This window comes from Actinomadura rifamycini DSM 43936 (assembly GCF_000425065.1).
Classification (GTDB): Bacteria; Actinomycetota; Actinomycetes; order Streptosporangiales; family Streptosporangiaceae; genus Spirillospora; species Spirillospora rifamycini.
Genome location: NZ_AULB01000016.1, coordinates 34,176 through 52,827 on the forward strand (window position 1 = coordinate 34,176; position 18,652 = coordinate 52,827).

Annotated in this window: 15 protein-coding genes and 1 pseudogene; 11 read left to right on the top strand and 5 right to left on the bottom strand. The window is 75.7% G+C overall.

Annotated elements, in window-relative coordinates:
* Positions 1–86: 86 nt before the first annotated feature.
* From H505_RS42210 to H505_RS0116300, 4 genes are all read left to right on the top strand, one after another.
* Positions 87–1,085, top strand: coding sequence for a sugar kinase (locus H505_RS42210; RefSeq protein WP_211238479.1), 999 nt, complete (start codon positions 87–89; stop codon positions 1,083–1,085).
* Positions 1,082–1,837 (top strand): IclR family transcriptional regulator, encoded by a 756-nt coding sequence (locus H505_RS0116290; protein ID WP_026402854.1) that lies wholly within the window; start codon positions 1,082–1,084, stop codon positions 1,835–1,837. The genes H505_RS42210 and H505_RS0116290 overlap by 4 nt, the downstream gene beginning before the upstream one ends.
* Positions 1,834–2,238: a RidA family protein gene (locus tag H505_RS0116295; RefSeq protein WP_026402855.1), complete on the top strand. Its 405-nt coding sequence runs from the start codon at positions 1,834–1,836 to the stop codon at positions 2,236–2,238. Before H505_RS0116290 ends, H505_RS0116295 begins: the two co-directional genes overlap by 4 nt.
* A gap of 173 nt (positions 2,239–2,411) precedes the next feature.
* Positions 2,412–3,233 carry a polysaccharide deacetylase family protein gene (locus H505_RS0116300; RefSeq protein WP_026402856.1) on the top strand — a complete coding sequence of 274 codons (822 nt, stop codon included), beginning with the start codon at positions 2,412–2,414 and terminating at the stop codon, positions 3,231–3,233.
* 3 nt (positions 3,234–3,236) lie between these two features.
* On the opposite strand, the gene H505_RS0116305 is transcribed toward H505_RS0116300, so the two are convergent.
* Positions 3,237–4,034, bottom strand: a complete 798-nt coding sequence (locus H505_RS0116305) for an aminotransferase class IV family protein (protein WP_026402857.1) — start codon at positions 4,032–4,034, stop codon at positions 3,237–3,239.
* 150 nt (positions 4,035–4,184) lie between these two features.
* Between H505_RS0116305 and H505_RS0116310 the strand changes: the two genes are divergently transcribed.
* From H505_RS0116310 to H505_RS0116320, 3 genes are all read left to right on the top strand, one after another.
* Positions 4,185–5,075 (top strand): helix-turn-helix domain-containing protein, encoded by an 891-nt coding sequence (locus H505_RS0116310; RefSeq protein ID WP_026402858.1) that lies wholly within the window; start codon positions 4,185–4,187, stop codon positions 5,073–5,075.
* A gap of 112 nt (positions 5,076–5,187) precedes the next feature.
* Positions 5,188–6,504 (top strand): sensor histidine kinase, encoded by a 1,317-nt coding sequence (locus tag H505_RS0116315; RefSeq protein WP_245592539.1) that lies wholly within the window; start codon positions 5,188–5,190, stop codon positions 6,502–6,504.
* Positions 6,468–7,112, top strand: coding sequence for a LuxR C-terminal-related transcriptional regulator (locus tag H505_RS0116320; RefSeq protein WP_026402860.1), 645 nt, complete (start codon positions 6,468–6,470; stop codon positions 7,110–7,112). Before H505_RS0116315 ends, H505_RS0116320 begins: the two co-directional genes overlap by 37 nt.
* Positions 7,113–7,127: 15 nt before the next feature.
* Here H505_RS0116320 and H505_RS0116325 read toward each other — a convergent pair whose 3' ends face one another.
* Positions 7,128–7,877 (bottom strand): enoyl-CoA hydratase-related protein, encoded by a 750-nt coding sequence (locus H505_RS0116325; protein ID WP_026402861.1) that lies wholly within the window; start codon positions 7,875–7,877, stop codon positions 7,128–7,130.
* A gap of 187 nt (positions 7,878–8,064) precedes the next feature.
* On the opposite strand from H505_RS0116325, the gene H505_RS42215 reads away from it, so the two are divergent.
* From H505_RS42215 to rho, 3 genes and pseudogenes are all read left to right on the top strand, one after another.
* Positions 8,065–10,296, top strand: a complete 2,232-nt coding sequence (locus tag H505_RS42215) for a PEP/pyruvate-binding domain-containing protein (protein ID WP_157433018.1) — start codon at positions 8,065–8,067, stop codon at positions 10,294–10,296.
* Entirely contained in the window at positions 10,293–11,135 is an 843-nt protein-coding gene (locus H505_RS47705) for a hypothetical protein (RefSeq protein ID WP_051300762.1), read from the top strand. Before H505_RS42215 ends, H505_RS47705 begins: the two co-directional genes overlap by 4 nt.
* Positions 11,136–11,561: 426 nt before the next feature.
* Positions 11,562–12,671, top strand: a pseudogene (gene rho / locus H505_RS42225) (transcription termination factor Rho); the annotation flags it as partial.
* Here rho and H505_RS47710 read toward each other — a convergent pair.
* Both H505_RS47710 and H505_RS0116350 read right to left on the bottom strand, forming a co-directional pair.
* Entirely contained in the window at positions 12,668–14,218 is a 1,551-nt protein-coding gene (locus H505_RS47710) for a serine/threonine-protein kinase (protein ID WP_051300763.1), read from the bottom strand. The pseudogene rho and the gene H505_RS47710 sit on opposite strands and share 4 nt — an antisense overlap.
* Positions 14,219–14,295: 77 nt before the next feature.
* The gene (locus H505_RS0116350; protein ID WP_026402862.1) at positions 14,296–15,873 is read right to left on the bottom strand and encodes an acyl-CoA synthetase; all 1,578 of its coding nucleotides are present in this window, start codon (positions 15,871–15,873) and stop codon (positions 14,296–14,298) included.
* Positions 15,874–16,096: 223 nt separating this feature from the next.
* Here H505_RS0116350 and sigE point away from each other — a divergent pair, with 223 nt between their 5' ends.
* On the top strand, positions 16,097–16,663 hold the full coding sequence (sigE, locus tag H505_RS42235) for an RNA polymerase sigma factor SigE (RefSeq protein WP_051300764.1): 567 nt from the start codon (positions 16,097–16,099) through the stop codon (positions 16,661–16,663).
* A 32-nt stretch (positions 16,664–16,695) separates the two neighbouring features.
* Here sigE and H505_RS42240 read toward each other — a convergent pair whose 3' ends face one another.
* A complete protein-coding gene (locus tag H505_RS42240; protein WP_051300765.1) occupies positions 16,696–18,498 on the bottom strand; it encodes a protein kinase domain-containing protein in 1,803 nt (600 codons plus the stop codon).
* Between the last annotated feature and the right edge of the window lie 154 nt (positions 18,499–18,652).

Here is an 18,652-nt window from a genome sequence, read left to right on the forward strand (position 1 = left end):
ATTGCACTGTATGCAACGTACATTGCATTATGTGCTGCAGTGGTTGTAACATCACCGCCCGGAACCGGTCAACAGTGGAGAGGGCGATGGAACCGACGGCCGTCTGCGTGGGCGAGACGATGGCGGTCCTGCTGCCCGAGCGGCCGGGACCCCTCGAGGACGTCCCCGCGTTCCGCCAGTCCTGCGGCGGCGCCGAAGCCAACGTCGCCCGCGGCCTCGTCGCCCTCGGCGTGCCCGCCGCCTGGGCCGGCCGCGTCGGCGACGACGGGTTCGGCCGCCGCGTCGTCCGCGAGCTCGCCGCCTCCGGCGTCGACGTCCGCGGCGCCGCCGTCGACCCCGAGCGCCCCACCGGCCTGTACGTCAAGGAGGCCGGACCGTCCGGCAGCGTCCTGCACTACTACCGGGACGGCTCCGCGGGCTCGGCGATCGGCCCCGGCATGCTCGACGACCCCGTCACCGGGCCGCTGATCGCCGGCGCGCGGCTCGTCCACCTGTCCGGCATCACCGCGGCCCTCTCGGACTCCGCGCTCGCCCTCGCCCGCGCGCTCCTCGCCCGCCCCCGCGACCACCTCGTCAGCTTCGACCTGAACTGGCGCCCCGCGCTCTGGCGGCACCGCGACCCGTCCGTCCTGCGCGAACTCCTCGACGCCGCCGACATCGTCATGCTCGGCGCCGACGAGGCCGCCGCCGTCCTCGGCACCTCCGACCCGGACGCGCTCCGCGCGCTGCTCCCCGGACCGTCCACGCTCGTCGTCAAGGACGACGCGCACCGGGCGGTCGCCGTCACCCGCGAGGGCGCGGTCACCGAGCCCGCGCTGCGCGTCGAGGTCGTCGAGCCGGTCGGCGCCGGGGACGCCTTCGCCGCCGGATACCTGGCCGCTACCCTTCGGGGGTACGGCCCGCGGCGCCGCCTCCGGCTCGGCCACCTCACCGCCGCCGCCACGCTCGTCGTGCCCGGCGACCACGGGCCCCCGCCCCCGCCGGACCTCGTGGAGGCCCTCCTCTCCGCGTCCCCGGACGCGTGGGCGGGCACCACCGTGCGCGCCTCGGGCATCACCCGCCCGGTGGAGGAGACGACCCCATGAGCCAGAGTCTCGCGCGCGCGCTCGGCATCCTGATCGAACTCGGCGACGGCCCCCGCAACCTGGACGAACTCGCCGCGACCGCGGGCGTCCACAAGACGACCGTCATGCGCCTCCTGCGGACGCTCGAAGCGGAGCGGTTCGTCCACCGCGACGGCGACCACCGCTTCCACCTCGGCTCCCGCATGTTCGCGCTCGCCCGCGCGTCCCTCGAGCAGCACGGCATCCGCGACGTCGCCGCCCCGCACCTCGCGCGGCTCAACGAGTCCACCGGGCAGACGATCCACCTCGGCGTCCTGGACGGCGACGACGTCATCTACCTCGCCAAGTACGACTCCCGGCACGCGATCCGCATGTACTCGCGCGTCGGGCTGCCGATGCCGCTGCACGCCACCGCGATCGCGAAGGTCCTCCTCGCCGACCTCCCCGCGCCCCGCCGCCGCCGCATCGCCGAATCGCTCGAGTACACGCGCTTCACCGAGCACACGATCACCGGCCCCGGCGAGCTGCTCGCCGAACTCGACCGCGTCGCCGAGCAGGGCCACGCCATGGACGACGCCGAGCACGAGACGTTCATCCGCTGCGTCGGCGCCCCCGTCCGCGACGCGTCCGGCCGCGTCGTCGCCGCCGTCTCGATCTCCGTGCCCGAGGTCGTCCTCGACCGGGACGGCGTCCTCGCCCTGCTCCCCGACCTCCTCGCCACCGCCCGCGCCATCTCCACCGATTACGGACACACGGAAGGAAACCCGGAATGAGCGACAAGACGCAGATCACCACGACGGGCGCCCCGGCCGCCGCCTGGGCCTTCTCCCAGGGCGTCCGCAAGGGCCCGCTCCTCCAGGTGTCGGGCCAGGGCCCCCAGGACCCCGAGACCGGCGAGTACGTCCACGAGGGCGACGTGAAGGCCCAGACCACGCGCGTCCTCGAGAACCTCAAGGCCGTCCTCGAAGCCGGCGGCGCGAGCGTCGAGGACGTCCTCATGTTCCGCGTCTACCTCAAGACCCGCGACGACTTCCCCGCCATGAACGAGGCGTACGGCGAGTTCGTCAAGGCCAACTGCCCGAGCGGCGTCCTCCCCTGCCGCACCACCGTCGCGGTCGAACTCCCCCACCCGTCCATGCTGGTGGAGATCGACGCCCTCGCCTGCGTCGACTAACGCCCGGCAGGCCCGGTTCGTCGCGCCGTCGACGTCCCCTTCGCCGGCAAAGACGCGGCAGAACGGCCCGAGCGCGGGGCCGATCTCCGGTGCCGCGCTCGTCACGGGGTCCATCTTCCCCTTTCACCACGAAAATGATCACAGCGGTCCCGTCCGCCGATACCGTTGGACGCGTGGTGGACGACGAGACGACCGGGACGTCCCGCCGTCGGGCCCTCTGGCTGCTGGGGGCCGTCGCGGGCCTCGCCCTCGCGGCCGACGAGGTGCGCCCCCGGCACGGTTACCGGACGGCGCAGGCGGACGTCGTCCCGGCGAGCCCGGCCGTGGATCCGGCGCCGACCCCGCACCCGACGCTGCGTCCCGCGAGCTGGACGCCCGGGCGGCTGGCGGCGCTGGAGGACCCGGTGCGGGAGCTGACGCAGCTGTCGCCGCCGCCGCCCGCGAAGACGATCGCGCTGACCATCGACGACGGGCCGCACCCCGAGTGGACGCCGCGGATGCTCGACCTGCTCGCCGAGCACGACGTCCGCGCGACGTTCTTCATCATCGGCGAGCAGGTCGCCGAGCACCGGGCGCTGACGCGGCGGATCGCCGACGCGGGCCACCAGATCTGCAACCACACGATGCACCATCCGCTGAGCATGGGCGGCCTGTCGGCGCGCGAGGTCCGCGAGGAGGTCGTGGAGGCCCACGACCGCATCGCGGACGCGACGGGCGTCCTGCCCGGCTACTTCCGCGCGCCGGGCGGGAACTGGACCGAGCGGGTCATGGACGTGATCGCCGAGTACGGGATGCTGCCCATCGACTGGTCCATCGACCCCCGGGACTGGTCACGCCCCGGCGCCGGCCGCGTCCGCGACCGCCTGCTGGAGGCCGGGGACGGCGACATCCTGCTGTGCCACGACGGCGGCGGCGACCGCGCGCAGACGATCAAGGGGCTGCGGAAGGCGATCCCGGTGCTGAAGCGGCGCGGCCTGACCTTCGCGACGCTCTGACCGTCAGGGGGACGTGAGCGGTTCGTCCCCGTACGCCCGGTGGAGGAGCGCGAGGAAGTCGCGGGCCTCGGGGAGCGCGGCGTCCTCGATGCGGTGCACCGCGACGCCCGGTGTCCACGAGTTCATGACGACGGCCCCGGCGAGGGACGGGACGTCGGCGGGGGTCACCGCGGCGACCCGCTGCGGGACGCCGAGCGCGTCGAGCCTGCGGCGGACGATGCCCATCGTCGTCCCGGTCAGCATCGCGGCGTCCGGCCACACGACCGCCGAACCGTCCCAGAAGGCGAGGTTCCAGATCGTGCCTTCGCTGAACCGTCCCCGGCGGTCGACGAACGCGGCGTCGTCGAAGCCCCGCGCGGCGGCCCGCCGCAGGTGGTAGGTCTTGCCGACCTCGCCGACGTGCTTCACCGCCGGGAGGTCCCGCTCGTGCTCGACGGCGGCGAGCGCCAGCGGGCCCTCCGGTCCGGACGCGGGCGGCCCGGTGCGGACGAGCACGCGGGGCTCGGCGTCGGCGGCGGTGAACTCGCCCGCCGCACCGAACACGGTCGCCGTCAGCGACACGTCCGCCGGGCCGTCCGCGAGCGCCGTGCGAAGCAGCTCGCGGACGCGTTCGTCCGGTACCGCCCGTCCGAACATCTCGACCGACGCGTTCCGGAGCCGCTCCAGGTGCAGGTCGAGGCCCCGGACGCCGCCGCCGCGCACCTGCATCGCGGTGAAGTGCGCGTATCCGGCGAACGCCAGCGGGTTCAGCTCCGCCGCGGTCGCCGTCCGTCCGTCCAGGTGCGCCACGTACTCGCTCATCGTCGTTCCCCCCATGTCTCGCGGCTGCTGTCGGGGACGACTCTGCCGCCGCCGGACGGGCGCGGCCAGTGCCCCGTCCGTCGTGCGACCGCCGGTCCTGCCACTGGCAGGGTCAGGCAGCCGGGCGCGCGACCGGCGACAATGGACGCCATGGACGATCGTCAGGCCACGCAGGAGTTCGACACCCCCGACGCGGCGCCCGCGCAGCCGTCCGCGTCCGCTTCGCTGGATCCGCATGTCGAGCTCGGCGAGTTCCTGCGGAGCCGGCGCGGGCGGCTGACGCCGGAGGCGGTCGGGCTGCCGGAGTTCGGGCGGCACCGGCGGGTGCCGGGCCTGCGGCGGGAGGAGCTCGCGCAGCTCGCCGGGGTGTCGGTCGCGTACCTCACCCGGCTGGAGCAGGGCCGCGCCCACAACGCGTCCGCGGAGGTGCTGGACGCGCTCGCCCGCGCGCTGCGGCTCACCGCGACCGAGCGCACCCACCTGAACCACCTGGCCCGGTGCCGCCACCACGGCGGCGAGGCGGAGGCCGAGGAGGTGCGGCCCGGGCTGCGGGCCATGCTCGCCGCCCTGGACGGGACGCCCGCGTACGTGACGGGACGCCGCACGGACGTCCTCGCGTGGAACGCGCCCGCCGCGGCCCTGTTCGGCGACTTCGCCGGCGGCAACCTGGCCCGCCTGGTGTTCCTGCGGCCCGACCCCCCGTTCGCGGACCCGGAGGCGGAGGCGGCCGACGCCGTCGGCGCCCTGCGGCGGGACGCGACCTGCCACCCGGACGACCCGCGGCTGGCGGCGCTCGTCGGGGAGCTGTCGCTGCACAGCGCGGACTTCGCGCGCCTGTGGGCGCGGCACCACGTCGAGGAGCGCGCCCACGGGACGCGGCGGCTGCGGCATCCGCTGGTCGGCGGCCTCGACCTCGCGTTCGAGACGTTCCGGCTGCCCGACGGCTCCGAGCAGACGCTGACCGTCCACCACGCCCCGCCGGGGTCCGCCGCCGCCGACCACCTGCGGTTCCTCGCGAGCTGGGGCGGCGGAGCGTCCTAGCCGGGGGGTGTACTTGAGTACACCCCCTGTCCGGTGTCCGGGCACACTGTGCCATGGAGGCGTCCGCCGGAGACTTGACTCGGTGACGATGCCGAGGCGGACGGAGGAACCGGTGAACGGTCAACTGGTCGGAGAGACGCGGTGGCAGGCCCACGCGCGCGCTCCGTGGCGAGGGTTCCGGCTGGGGCTCCTGGGCGTCCCCGCGTTCTTCGTGGGGGCCTGGTTCCTCACGGCCTTCTCGATGGTCTCGTTCGCGATCGGGGTGCTGCTGTTCCCGTCCGCGGTGGACCTCGCGCGCCGGACGGCGGACGTGTACCGGCGGCTCGTCGAACGGTGGACGGGCGTCCGCATCGACCGCCCGTACCTGCCCGACCCCCCGCCGGGCGAGGACGGGATCAAGGGGCGGGTGCGGCTGTTCACCGCCCGGGTTCAGGACCCCGCGACGTGGCGCGACTACCTGTGGCTCCTCGCCGACCCGGCCGTCGTGTTCTTCACCGCCGCGCTGCCCGGCTGGCTGATCCTGTACGGGATCTGGGGCTGCCTCCTCGCCGGATTCGCGGGCGGAGTGATCGCGGACGCCGGCGGCAGCGACTGGTACGCGTGGGTCCACGTCACGACCGGGTACGGGACGGACGCCGGCGCGCGTGCGACGACCGTCGCCCTCGCGACCGTGTTCATCGCCGCCGGGCTCCTGCTGGGCCCGCGGATGCTCGGCGTGTACGGGCGGTGGGCGCAGACGCTGCTCGGGCCGACGGAGAAGTCGCGGCTGGCGCTGCGGGTCCGGCACCTGACGGAGTCGCGGTCGGAGGCCGCGGACGCGTCCGCGGCGGAGCTGCGGCGGATCGAGCGGGACCTGCACGACGGGGCGCAGGCGCGGCTCGTCGCGATGGGGATGAGCCTCGGCGCGATCGAGCACCTCCTCGACCGGGACCCGGAGAAGGCGCGGATGCTGCTGGCGCAGACCCGCGAGTCGTCCGCGAAGGCCCTGCACGAGCTGCGGGACCTGGTCCGCGGCATCCACCCGCCCGTCCTCGCCGACCGCGGCATCGGCGACGCCGTCAAGGCGCTCGCCCTCGACCACCCGATGCGCGCCGAGGTCGCCGTGGACCTCGACGGGCGGCCCGAGCCGCCGGTGGAGTCCGCCGCGTACTTCGCGGTGTCGGAGATCCTCACCAACGCCGCGAAGCACTCCGGCGGGACGCGGCTGTGGATCGACGTGCGGCACGAGGACGGCATGCTGCGGATCTCCGTCACCGACGACGGGCGCGGCGGCGCGTCCCTCGACGGCGGCACCGGGCTGCGCGGCGTCGAGCGGCGGATCGGTACATTCGACGGCGTCCTCGCCCTCAACTCCCCCGCGGGCGGACCGACGATCGTGACCCTGGAGCTGCCGTGCGCGTTGTCCTCGCCGAAGACCTCGCCCTCCTGAGGGAGGGCCTGGTCAGCCTGCTGGAGGCGCACGACTTCGAGATCGCCGCGGCCGTCGACAACGGGCCGTCCTTGCGCAGGGCACTGCTCGACCACCGCCCCGACGTGGCGGTGGTCGACGTGCGGCTGCCGCCGTCGTTCACCGACGAGGGCCTGCAGGCGGCGCTGGAGGCCCGCCGGCACGTCCCGGGCCTGCCGGTGCTGGTGCTGTCGCAGTACGTCGAGCAGCTGTACGCGCGGGAGCTGCTGGCGGACGGCGGCGGCGGGATCGGCTACCTGCTGAAGGACCGGGTGTTCGACGCCGCCCAGTTCGTCGACGCGGTCCGGCGGGTCGCGGCGGGCGGCACCGCGATGGACCCGGAGGTCGTGTCGCGGCTCATCGCGGGCGGCACCCGCGGCACGCCCCTCGCCCGGCTGACGCCCCGCGAGACCGAGGTGCTCGAACTGATGGCGGAGGGCCGCTCGAACGCCGCCATCGCCGAACGCCTCGTCGTCACCGAACGGGCCGTCACCAAGCACACCGCGAACATCTTCGCGAAGCTCGACCTGCCGGTGACCGCCGACGACAACCGCCGCGTCCTGGCCGTCCTCGCCTACCTCAACCGCTAGGGCCCACCTGAACCGCTAGGGCGTCCAGGGGAACTCGGGGGCGCGGCGCTCCAGGAACGCCGCGACGCCCTCCCGCAGCTCGCCGCTGCCGTCCATCTCCGCGAGCCAGCGGGCGGCCCGGCCGCGGACGTCGCCGCCCGCGGCGACCGCGTCCACGATGTCCTTCGTGGCGCACTGCGTCAGCAGGGACCGGGACGCGAGCGTCGCGGTGAAGTCCGCGATCCGCGCGGGCAGGTCGGGGACCACCTCGTTGAGGAAGCCGATGCGCAGGGCGTCGTCCGCGCCGATCAGCTCCGCCGAGAACAGCAGGTGCTTCGCCGCCGCCGGGCCGACCAGCCCGACGAGCCGCTCCGTGGCGGCCGCCGGGTAGACGATGCCGAGCCGCGCCGGGGTGATCCCGAACCGGGCGCCCGCCGCCGCGAACCGCAGGTCGCACGCCGCCGCGAGCTGGCAGCCGCCGCCGACGCACACGCCCTCGATCGCCGCGATCGTCGGCTTCCCGAACGCCGCGAGCGCCCGCTCCGCGACCGTCGACAGGTGCGTGTCGTCGTCCCGGTGGATGGCGTCGAGCTCCCCGATGTCGGCGCCCGCGCAGAAGTTCCCGCCCGCGCCCGTCAGCACCACCGCCCGGACGGACGCGTCCGCGGCGAGCCCGTCGAGGATCCGGGGCAGCTCGCGCCACATGTCGGCCGACATCGCGTTCCGCTTGCCCGGACGGTCGATCGTGATCGTCCCGACGCCCCCGGCGACCTTGCAGTGCAGCACCCGAGCATCGTAAAGGGGACCCCCGACCCTCGCCCGTACCAGGGTCGCCCTCCACCTACAGAAGGACTTCCTTACGCCCGCGCCACACACTCCAGACGGATTTCGAGACACCCCCTGTGAGGGAGGAATTCCGCCGCCGCTCAGCGGATTCTTGTAACTGGGCGGCTTTGAGGAAACGGAGTCCGTGGTGCAGCAGAGCACACGCGCCTTCTGGACGATCGGCCTGGACGATCCGCTGGCGACCGTGCCCGACCGGGCCGGCGCCAAGGCGGCGAACCTCGCGCGGGCCGCGGGGCACGACCTGCCCGTCCTCCCCGGGTTCGTGATCCCCGTGCCGTGCGTGGACCGGCACGAGCGGTACGCCGACACCCGCGACCTGCGGGCGGCGTGGGCGCGGCTGAGCCGCGACGGCGAGCGCGCCCTGGTGGTGCGGTCGTCGTCCACGCTGGAGGACGGCGAGGTCTCCTCGATGGCGGGCCGGTTCACGTCCGTCCTCGGCGTCGCCGGGTGGGCGGACTTCCGGCGCGCGGTCGACGAGGTCGCCGCGTCCGCGACGGGCCCGGGGACGATGGCGGTGCTCGTCCAGCCCGAGCTCGACGCCGCGTCCGGCGGGGTGATGTTCGGCGCCGACCCGGTCGACGGGCGCACCGACCGGGTGATCGTGTCGGCGGCGCCGGGCGGGCCGCAGGCGCTCGTCGGCGGCGAGGTCGACGGCACCCGCTACGACCTGACCCGCCGCGGCCGCCTCGTCGGCGCCGACCGCGACGGCGGCCCGCTCACGCCGCTCCAGCTCCGCCGCCTCGCCCGGCTGGCCGCGCGGACGGCGCACGTGTTCGGCGGCCCGCAGGACGTCGAGTTCGCGTTCGGGCACGACGGCCGCCTGTGGCTGCTGCAGAGCCGCCCGGTGACGGCGCTCGCCCCGCTCCCCCCGCGCGGCGCCGTCCTCCTCGGCCCCGGCCCGGTCGCCGAGACCCTCCCCGACCCGCTGTCGCCCCTGGAGGAGGACCTCTGGCTCGTCCCCCTCGACCGGGGCCTCGGCGAGGCCCTCGCCACCGCGGGCGCCGTCTCCCGGCGGGCGCTGCGCCGCGCCCCGACCGTCCGCGCCGTCGGCGGCCGCGCCGCCGCCGACCTGCGCCGCCTCGGCGCCGAACCGGCCCGCCGCCGGCGCCTCGACCCGCTGAACCCGCTGCCGCCGCTGCGCCGCCTGCGCGCCGCATGGCGCGTCGGCCGGCTCCGCGCCGAACTCCCCGCCCTCGCCGCCGACATCGCCGCGGGCGTCGACGCCGATCTGGCGGCCGTCCCGTCCCTGCACGAACTCACCGACGCCGAACTGGCCGCCGCGCTCCACTGGACGCGCGCGACCCTCACCGCCCTGCACGGCCTCGAAGCCCTCGCCGGGACGCTCACCGCGCCCGGGACGGGCGACGGCGGCGCGACGGCCGCGGGCCACGGCCTGGCCGCACTGGCGCGGGGCCGCGCCCGGGGCCACGCCGACGCACGCATCGTCGCGTCCGAACCGGGCGTCCTCACCCTCACCCCGCCCGCGATACCTCCCACCCCGTCCCTCCCCCCACCCACCGACCCCACCGCACCCACGCCCCGCCCACCCCACGACACCGGCGCACGTCCGAAACCCGGACGACGGGCCCCAGACCCCCGAGAAGACGACCCCACCACCGGCACGCACGCCGCAACCGCGACCCGCGCGCCCCGCGACGCCGGCGCGCGTGCCGAAGGCGGGACGCGGGGGTCCCGCGACGCCGCGAGCGCCTTCGGCGCGCGTGGTCGGTCCGGGGCGGGCGCCGACGGTCCGGTGCTGCCGCCTCGGGAGGCGCTGCGGATGCGCATCCGGTGGGTGCAGGAGCTCGGGGCCCGGCTCGCGTGGACGGCCGGGGTCCGCTTCGCGGACGGCGGGGCGCTCGCGCGGCCCGGGCTGGTGCGGGCGCTGCGGTTCGACGAGCTGGTGTCGGCGCTCCGCGGCGGGGCGCTGCCCGCCGACCTGGAGCGGCGCCCGGCGCCGCCGCGGACGGCGCCGCTGCCGGCGGCGTTCCGGCTGGCCGGGGAGCGGATCGTCGCGGAGGCGCCGCCGCCGGGGGACGGGGCGCGGCCCGCGGGCGGCGGGCGCGGCGCGGGGCTCGTGCACGCGGGCCCGGAGGAGCCGCCGCCCGGCGCGGTGCTGGTGGTCCGGACGCTCGCGCCGTCGCTGGCGCCGCGGCTGCCGGCGCTCGCGGGGCTCGTCGCCGAGACCGGCAGCCCGCTGTCGCACCTGGCGATCCTCGCGCGGGAGATGGGGGTGCCGACGGTCGTGGGGCTGCGCGGGGCGGTCGACCGGTTCCCGTCCGGCACCCGGCTGCTGGTGGACGGCGACACCGGGCGCGTCGAGACGCTGGACCGCGCGGACGAGGAGTCGGTCGCATGACGGCGCGGCGGCTCGGGTGGCTGGTGCTGGCCGTGACGGTCTTCTCGACGGCCGCGTACGTGGTCGTCTACCTGGTGCGGTGGGAGTGGCAGCGGGCGCTGATGTCCGGGGTGCTGCTGCTGATCGCGCTGGTGGTGGGGATCGCGGCGGCGGGCGCGCGGCGGCTCGCGCGGATCGAGCGGGGGCTCGCGGAGCTGCGGGCCGAGCCGGCGCCCGTCCCGCGGGGCCGGTACGCGGAGGGCGGGGCGGACGCGCCGCGGTTCCGGTGGCTGGAGGAGGACGACCGGTACCGGGTGTTCATCCCGGTCCTGCTGGGCGCGGGGATCATCGTGTCGGGGCTGGCCGCGCTGGTCGAGCGGGTGTCGGGGGCGTTCGGCCGCGACGCGGGGCTCCCGCGGGGGCTGGCGCCGCCGGGCGGCGGCGTCCTCGCGGGCGCGCCGGAGCCGCGGCCGGACGGACGCGGCCGCGCGGTCGCCCTCGGGCTCGCGGGGGCGCTCGTCGCGGGGTTCGCCGTCACCTGGCTGGCGGAGCTGACGCAGGACCGGCCGGACGGTCCGGTCGCGGCGGCCGCGAGCACCCTCGTCGTCGAGGCGGACACGCGGGGCGACACCGGCGCGGTGTCCGTGGACGCGCTGGTCGACCGGCTGTGGGAGTACTGCCGGGGTTCGACGCGGCCGTACGCGGAGGGCGGCGGCGCGGTCCCGCTGGGCGAGGGCCGGTACGCGATCGTGGTGCGTCCCGCGCTGGGCGAGCACGGGCTGCGGCGGATGCGGGGGTGCCTCCAGGACGGGCTGGTCGACCGGGCGACGTTCCGGGTGGTGTCGGTGCAGCCGGGGTGAGCGGTGAATTCGGGCGGCCCCGGGAATGCGGAAACGGCCGTACGTGCTGTAATGTCGAAGCAGCGTCCAATGTTCGCCGCAGGCAGGCGGCGGAGGCGTTTTCTTCCCCGCCCGGGCCATCTGAGCGCCCGGTGATCGACCGTCCGGTCGCGACTCGCCCGGACCGCCGCACCTAGGGAGCCGACGTCAGCCCGGTGAACCGAGCTGCTTCTCACATTTCCTCTCGCGTACGCGCCGCGGAAGCCGCCGCCGTACGCGGGGCTTCGACCCCCGGCGCGCGGTTTTTCGTCCGCATTTGCCGGAGAAGGGACACGAATGTCCATTTCCACCCTGAGCACCGGCCGCACCCCCGGCACGAGCAGCCCGCGCGGGCACGCCGTGCCCGCGCAGTCCGCCCGCAAGGGCGGGCAGCGGCGCCCGGCCGGTGACGAACCGCTCGTCCCGTTCAGCGGCATCCTCGCCGTCCAGGACAAGCACGCGTTCGTGCGCACCTCCGGCTACCTCGCGGGGCCCGAGGACGTGCACGTCTCCCTCGCCCAGGTCAAGGCGCACCACCTGCGGCCCGGCGACATCGTGGCGGGCACGGCCCGGCCGCCGAAGTCGGGCCGCGACAAGTTCCGCGCGATGGCGGGCGTGGAGACCGTCAACGGGCGCCCGCCCGCCGAGGCCGCCGGACGTCCCGACTTCGGCGCGCTGACCCCGCTGTTCCCGGACGAGCGGCTGCGGCTCGACACCGGCCCGCTCGCCACCCGGATCATCGACCTCGTCGCGCCGATCGGGAAGGGCCAGCGCGGGCTGATCGTGTCGCCGCCGAAGGTCGGCAAGACGATGATGCTGCAGGCGCTCGCGAACGGCATCGCCCGCGGCAACCCCGAGGCGCACCTGATGGTCGTGCTGATCGACGAGCGTCCCGAGGAGGTCACCGACCTCCAGCGGACGGTCGAGGGCGAGGTGCTGCACTCGACGTTCGACCGGCCCGCGCAGGACCACACGGCGCTCGCCGAACTGGCCGTCGAGCGCGCCAAGCGGCTCGTCGAGCAGGGCCACGACGTCGTCATGCTGCTCGACTCGATCACCCGGCTGGGCCGCGCCTACAACCTGGCCGCGCCGTCCAGCAGCCGCATCCTGGCGGGCGGTGTCGCGACCACCGCGATCTACCCGCCGAAGAAGTTCTTCGGGGCCGCCCGCAACATCGAGGAAGGCGGGTCCCTGACGATCCTCGCGACCGCGCTCGTGGAGACCGGGTCGCGCATGGACGACGTCCTGTTCGAGGAGTACAAGGGCACCGGCAACATGGAGCTCAAGCTCGACCGCGGCCTGGCCGACCGCCGGATCTTCCCGGCCGTCGACGTGGAGGCGTCCGGGACGCGCCGCGACGAGCTGCTCATGTCGCCGCAGGAGCTCGAGCTGACGTGGCGGCTGCGCCGCGCCCTGTCCGGCCTCGACCGGCAGCAGGCCGTCGAGCACCTGCTGGAGAAGATGAAGGGCACGTCGTCGAACGCCGAGTTCCTGCTCCGCCTCCAGCAGACGCTCTAGCGCTCCGCGGAGTCCGCGGGTTCCGCAGGTTCCGCCGTATCGCCGTCCGGGCGGAACGAGGCGAGGATCCGGTCGAAGAGGCGGTGGTCCGGCAGCCACCGCGACTCGGGCGCGGAGAAGCACAGCTCGTACCCGGCCGTGCGAGTGCACAGCGCGTGCCGCCCGCCGCCCGCGCCCTGCCAGGTGAACTCCCATTCGGCGCCGCCGCGGGGTCCCGGCCCGGACCCCAGCCGCACCCGGACGTACCCGGGGCGCCGCCCGTCCGCGACGAGCGCCCGCTCCGCCGCCCGCAGCCCCGCGAGGGGGTCGCCGGACGCCGGGGCGATGCGCAGCCCGCGCCCGGACGCGCCGTCCCGCCACCGCATCACCGCGCCGCGCCGCTCCACCCGCCAGGCCGCCGGGACCCGCACCGTGTAGGCGTCCACCTCCCGGTAGAGCGCCAGCTCGACGAACGGGTCCGCCGCCGGGACGGGCGCGTCGCCCCTGCCCGCCGCCGCCCACCGCGCCGTCCACGTGCCGAGCCCCGCCGCGACGACGGCGAGCGCCGCGACGCTCGCGACCGCGCCGGGGCGGGGACGCGGCCGCCGCGCGGGTTCACCCGATCGCCAGGGCGCGCGCGGGCGCGGGACGAGCGGGACGTCCGGCCGTGCCGCCGCGTCCAGCAGCCGCGCGGCCTCGTCCGCCGGGAGCCGGTCGTCCGGGTCGTGCCGGAGCAGCCCCTCGATGACCGGGGCGAGCGCCCCCGCCCGCGCGGGCCGCGGGTAGTCGCCGAGCAGCACCGCGACCATCGACCCGAGCGCGTGCGACCGCAGGAACGGGGACTCGCCCTCGACGGCCGCGTACAGGGTCGCGCCGAGCGACCACAGGTCGGACGCGGGCCCGCCCGGCAGGCCGTTGACCCGCTCGGGCGGCAGGTACGCGGGCGACCCCTCGATCCCCGCGACCGCCCCGCCGCCGGCCGCCCCGCCGCCGGCCGCCACCCAGGCGCCCACCGCGTCCCGGACGTCCCGCGCGTCCGGCTCGTCCCGGACGTCCTCGCCGTGCGGGCGGTCGGTGTGCAGGGCGAGGCCGAAGTCGGTGAGCAGCACGCGGCCGTCGTCGCGGACCAGCACGTTCGCGGGCTTGACGTCGCGGTGCAGGATCCCGGCGGCGTGCGCGGCGCGCAGCACCGACAGGACGGCCGCGCCGATCTCGGCGGTGCGCCGCACGCCGAGCGGGCCGCGCTCGTCGATCAGCCGGGCGAGCGACCGCGACTCGTGGAACTCCATGACGATCCACGGGCGCCCGCGCTCGACGAGGACGTCGTGGACGGCGACGACGCCGGGATGCCGGAGCGCGGCGGTGGCGCGGGCCTCGGTGAGCAGCCGGCGGCGCAGCGCCGCGCGCTCGGCGCCGGTGGCGCGGGCGGGCACGCGCAGCTCCTTGACCGCGACGTCCCGGCCGAGGAGTTCGTCGCGGGCGCGCCACACCGTGCCCATGCCGCCGCGGCCGACCATCGAGAGCAGGCGGTACCGCCGCGCGAGCGGCACCGGGCGGTCCTCGGTCATGGGGAGGTTATGCGCGGGAACGCACCCAAGCCACGCCCCGCGCGGCCCCATGAATCCTTGACCGTCCGGCCCCGGGGTCAGGCGGTCAGCACGCTCCTGGCCCACTTGTAGTCGGACTTGCCGACGGCCGTGCGCTGCACCTCGTCCACGACCGTCAGCCGGCGCGGCAGCTTGTACCCGGCGAGGCGGCCCCGGCAGTGCTCGGTCAGCTCGTCCAGGGTGACCTCCGCGCCGGGGCGGGGCGCCACGACGGCGGCGACGACCTGCCCGAACCGCTCGTCGGCGAGCCCGACGACGACCGCGTCGTAGACGTCCGGGTGGTCCTTGAGCGCGACCTCGACCTCCTCCGGGTACACCTTCTCCCCGCCGGTGTTGATCACCAGTGAGCCGCGGCCGAGCAGGACGATCGTGCCGTCCTCCTCCAGGCTCGCGAAGTCGCCGGGGACGGACCAGCGGGTGCCGTCGGCGTCGGTGAAGAACGTCGAGGCGGTCTTCTCCGGGTCGTTGTAGTAGCCGAGCGGGATGTGCCCGCTGCGCGCCAGCTTCCCGATCTCGCCGGGCGCCACGACCTTCAAATCGTCGTCGAGGACCGTGATGCCGGGCTTCATCATGAACCGGGCGGTGCCCTCCTTGCCGCCGACGGACGGGCCGCACGCGCCGGTCTCCGAGGCGCCGTAGTTGTCGAGGAACATCACGTTCGGCAGGTGCTCCTGGAGGGCGGCCTTGGCGCCCTCGGTGAGCGGCGCCCCGCCTGACGCGACGGCGAGCAGCGACGACGTGTCGTGGTTCCCGGCGGCGAGGGCCTTCGCGACCGGCCGCGCCATCACGTCGCCGACCAGCATCAGCACGTTGGCCCGCTCCTCGGCGACCAGCCGCAGCGCCTTGTCGGCGTCGAACGCGTGGTCGGTGTAGAGGACGACCTTCGCGCTGTTGAACAGCCCCATGAACGCGACCCACTGCCCGGCGCCGTGCATGACGGGCGCGCAGTCGAGCACGGCCATCCCGTCCTGCTGAGCGTTCTCGGCGAGCTGCTCGGGGCTGGAGACGGGGTCGCCGAGGACGTTGCCGCCGCCCAGGGCGCCGAAGAAGATGTCCTCGCAGCGCCACTCGACGCCCTTCGGGTACCCCGTGGTGCCGCCCGTGTACATGATGTACCGGTCGTCGTTGGAGCGGGCCGGGAAGTCGTCGGACGGGTCGGCCGCGGCGAGCGCCGCCTCGTACTCGACGGCGCCGGGGACGTCGTCCGTCCCGCCGTCCTCCAGGACGACGACGTGGCGCAGCTTCGGCAGGTCGGCGCGGACCTCCTGGACGCGCCCCAGCAGCGACCGCTCGCCGATGAGCGCGACCGAGTCGGAGTCGGACAGGACGTGCCGCAGTTCGCCCGCGACGTACCGGTAGTTCACCGGGATCGGCACCGCGCTGATCTTGAACACGCCGAGCATCGCCTCGACCCACTCGGCCCGGTTGTAGGCGAGGATCGCGACGTGCTCGCCGGCCCGCACCCCGGCGTCGGCGAGGTGGTGGCCGACCCGGCTCGCCCGCGCGCTCAGTCCGGCGAACGTGCGGCGTTCGTCCCCGGCCACCAGCGCCGGGCGGTCCGGCCCCGCCTCCGCAAGGATCTCGAGCAGATCCGCCAGGTTGTAGCTTCGCGCCATGGCCGTCCTCGCCTTTCGGGGTGGGTGAGAAGGTCGTTCCGAATCATGCTCGGGTTGCCGGTAAGTACTCAATGACCCAGGCCAACGGGTCCGGAGAGATGGATCACAAAACGCGCCCGGATCCGGCCACGCCGTTCGTCCTTACACGCCTCTTATCCGGGTACCGGCATGCTTGGTCGTAACGATTCAGCATCAGACGGGGGTAGTGGTGAGCCCAGGCGCAATGGCGTGGACGCCTCCGACATGGGAGGAGATCGTCACCGAGCACTCCACAAGGGTGTTCCGGCTGGCGTACCGCCTGACCGGCAACCGGCACGACGCCGAAGACCTGACCCAGGACGTCTTCATCCGGGTGTTCCGTTCGCTGTCCTCGTACAGTCCGGGCACCTTCGAGGGCTGGCTGCACCGGATCACGACGAACCTGTTCCTCGACCGGGCCCGCCGCAAGCAGCGCATCCGCTTCGACGCGCTCGCCGACGACGCCGCCGAGCGGCTGCAGGGCCGCGAGCCGAGCCCCGCGCAGGCGTACGACGAACGGCACCTCGACGCCGACATCCAGCGGGCCCTCGACGGGCTCGCCCCCGAGTACCGCGCCGCCGTCGTGCTGTGCGACATCGAGGGCCTCACCTACGAGGAGATCGCGGCGACGCTGAACGTCAAGCTCGGCACCGTCCGCTCGCGGATCCACCGGGGCCGCGCCCAGCTGCGCGTCGCGCTGGAGCACCGCCGTCCCGCCGAGGTCCCCGGAGCCGCCGCCGAAGCCGTCCCCGAGGCCGTCGCCGGGGCCTGACCCCGGCGGCCGCCCGGCCCGGGAGGGGCCGGTCAGGGCGGGGTCGTCGCGGTCGCGAGGTCGAGGACCTCCGGCCGGATCACGTCCTCGACCTGCGTGTAGGGGACGGACCTCGTCTTGAAGAACCCGAACGCGAGGCATTGCTCGTCCGGCGTGAAGACCGTCTCCACGCGGTCCTTGGTGAGCGAGAACGACACCCCGGAGAGCGGATGGACCGCCGGGAACCCGGTCCGCTCCGACAGCGTCCGGTAGCCGCAGTCCGGCGTCTCGGGCGGCGGCGGGAACCGCCGCGACAGCCCCGCCAGCTTCGGTTCCCGCAGCGCCGCCGCGGTGAAGATCTGGTCCGGCCCGAGCAGGCGGCCCGTCGCGAGCTCGACGTTGACGGCCTTCGGCGTGATGTGCCGGCCGCCGCCCGCGAACACCGGGACGCTCACCAGGTACCGGACGGACAGCAGCCGCGGCCCCCGGTACACGACGTCCGAGCGCATCTCGATCGGCTGCGGCGGCCCCGGCACCGCCTGGTTCGACAGCCCGCCCGCCTGCTCCAGGAAGCGGCGGTAGTCCGCGACGGACTGGTCGACCGGCGCCCGCAGCGCCGCGTTGATCCGCTGCTGGACGGCCGGATCCGAATGCCCGCTGACCTGCATGAACCGGACGGTCGACTCGGCCAGGTTGAGGGCCGGTTCGCCGATCGTCGCGGACGCGGGCGTCACCTCCCCGGCGTTGAACGCGCGCGGCGGCGGGCCGTCGTCCCCCGCCTGCCACACCGCGACGCCGCCGCCCGCCGCGACGACCGCCGCCGCGCCCCCCGCCGCCGCGACGGCCTTCGCGCCGCCGACCTTCGCGAGGAACCCGGCCGACGCCGACGCGGCCGACCCCGCCGAACCGCCCGCCGCGCCCCCGGCCGCCGCACCGCCGCCCGCCGCGCCCGCCGCACCGGCCGCACCGGCCGCGCCGCCGCCCGCGACCGCGCCGCCCGCGGCGCCGCCCGCCCCGAGCCCGGCGGCCGCCAGCGGGAACAGCGACGCGAGCGCGACCGCCGCACCGGCCAGGACGCGCACGCCCCGGTCCTCCCAGCCGTCCCCGTACGCCTCGCCCGCGACCCGCTCCAGCTCCTCGACGAACGCCGACGCGCTCACCGGCCGTCCGGCCGCGTCCTTGGCGAGCCCCGCCGCGACCAGCGGGCGCAGCGGCTCGGCGACGTCCTCGGCCGGCGGCTCCTCCGACAGGTGCCCGCCCGCGCCCGCGAACGGGCGCCGCCCCGTCACGCACTCGAAGAACACGCACGTCGCCGCGTACACGTCCGTCGCGGGCGACACCGCCTCGCCGCGCCACTGCTCGGGCGCCATGTACGCGGGCGTGCCCGACGCCGACGCGGCCCCGGACGCCACCGCCACCCCGAAGTCGATCAGCTTGCTGCGCCCGTCCGCCGGGACCATCACGTTCGACGGCTTGTAGTCGCGGTGCACCACGCCGACCGCGTGCGCCGCCGCGAGCCCCAACAGCGACCCCTTCAGCACGGCGAGGGCCGCCTCCGGCGCCAGCTCCCCGTGCCGGGCCAGCACCTCCCGCAGCGTGACGCCCTCGACCGCCTCCATGACCAGCGCGACGCCCTCGTCGCTCTCCACCAGCCGGTACAGCCGCGCCACGTGCGGGCTGTCGACCGTCCCGAGCATCCGCGCCTCGTGCCGCAGCGGCTCCCGGTCCGCCGCCGCCACGTACTTGATCGCGACCGGGGTGCCCGCGGTCGCGTGCCGGGCCAGCACCACGCGCCCCTGCCCGCCGCGACCGAGCTCCATCACCTCGGTGAACCCGGAGACCCGCCAGTCGCCCACGCATACCTCCCGAACGGCGCCCAAGGCGGCACCATGGCACAGCGCACCGGCTTCCTCCCACCTGCGGCACGGCCGAAAACGCTGATGCGGACGGACGGAACCCGGCGATCCGCACCGCCGCCGCGGAACCCGCCGCCGCGTACCGCCGACGCGT

What these genes read in the sequence shown, in the direction of transcription:
- H505_RS42210 (WP_211238479.1), top strand. Translation starts at nt 87, where the DNA reads ATGGAACCGACGGCCGTCTGCGTGGGCGAGACGATGGCGGTCCTGCTG.
- H505_RS0116290 (WP_026402854.1), top strand. Translation starts at nt 1,082, where the DNA reads ATGAGCCAGAGTCTCGCGCGCGCGCTCGGCATCCTGATCGAACTCGGC.
- H505_RS0116295 (WP_026402855.1), top strand. Translation starts at nt 1,834, where the DNA reads ATGAGCGACAAGACGCAGATCACCACGACGGGCGCCCCGGCCGCCGCC.
- H505_RS0116305 (WP_026402857.1), bottom strand. Translation starts at nt 4,034, where the DNA reads ATGAGCGAGTACGTGGCGCACCTGGACGGACGGACGGCGACCGCGGCG.
- H505_RS0116310 (WP_026402858.1), top strand. Translation starts at nt 4,185, where the DNA reads ATGGACGATCGTCAGGCCACGCAGGAGTTCGACACCCCCGACGCGGCG.
- H505_RS47705 (WP_051300762.1), top strand. Translation starts at nt 10,293, where the DNA reads ATGACGGCGCGGCGGCTCGGGTGGCTGGTGCTGGCCGTGACGGTCTTC.
- H505_RS47710 (WP_051300763.1), bottom strand. Translation starts at nt 14,218, where the DNA reads ATGACCGAGGACCGCCCGGTGCCGCTCGCGCGGCGGTACCGCCTGCTC.
- H505_RS0116350 (WP_026402862.1), bottom strand. Translation starts at nt 15,873, where the DNA reads ATGGCGCGAAGCTACAACCTGGCGGATCTGCTCGAGATCCTTGCGGAG.
- sigE (WP_051300764.1), top strand. Translation starts at nt 16,097, where the DNA reads ATGGCGTGGACGCCTCCGACATGGGAGGAGATCGTCACCGAGCACTCC.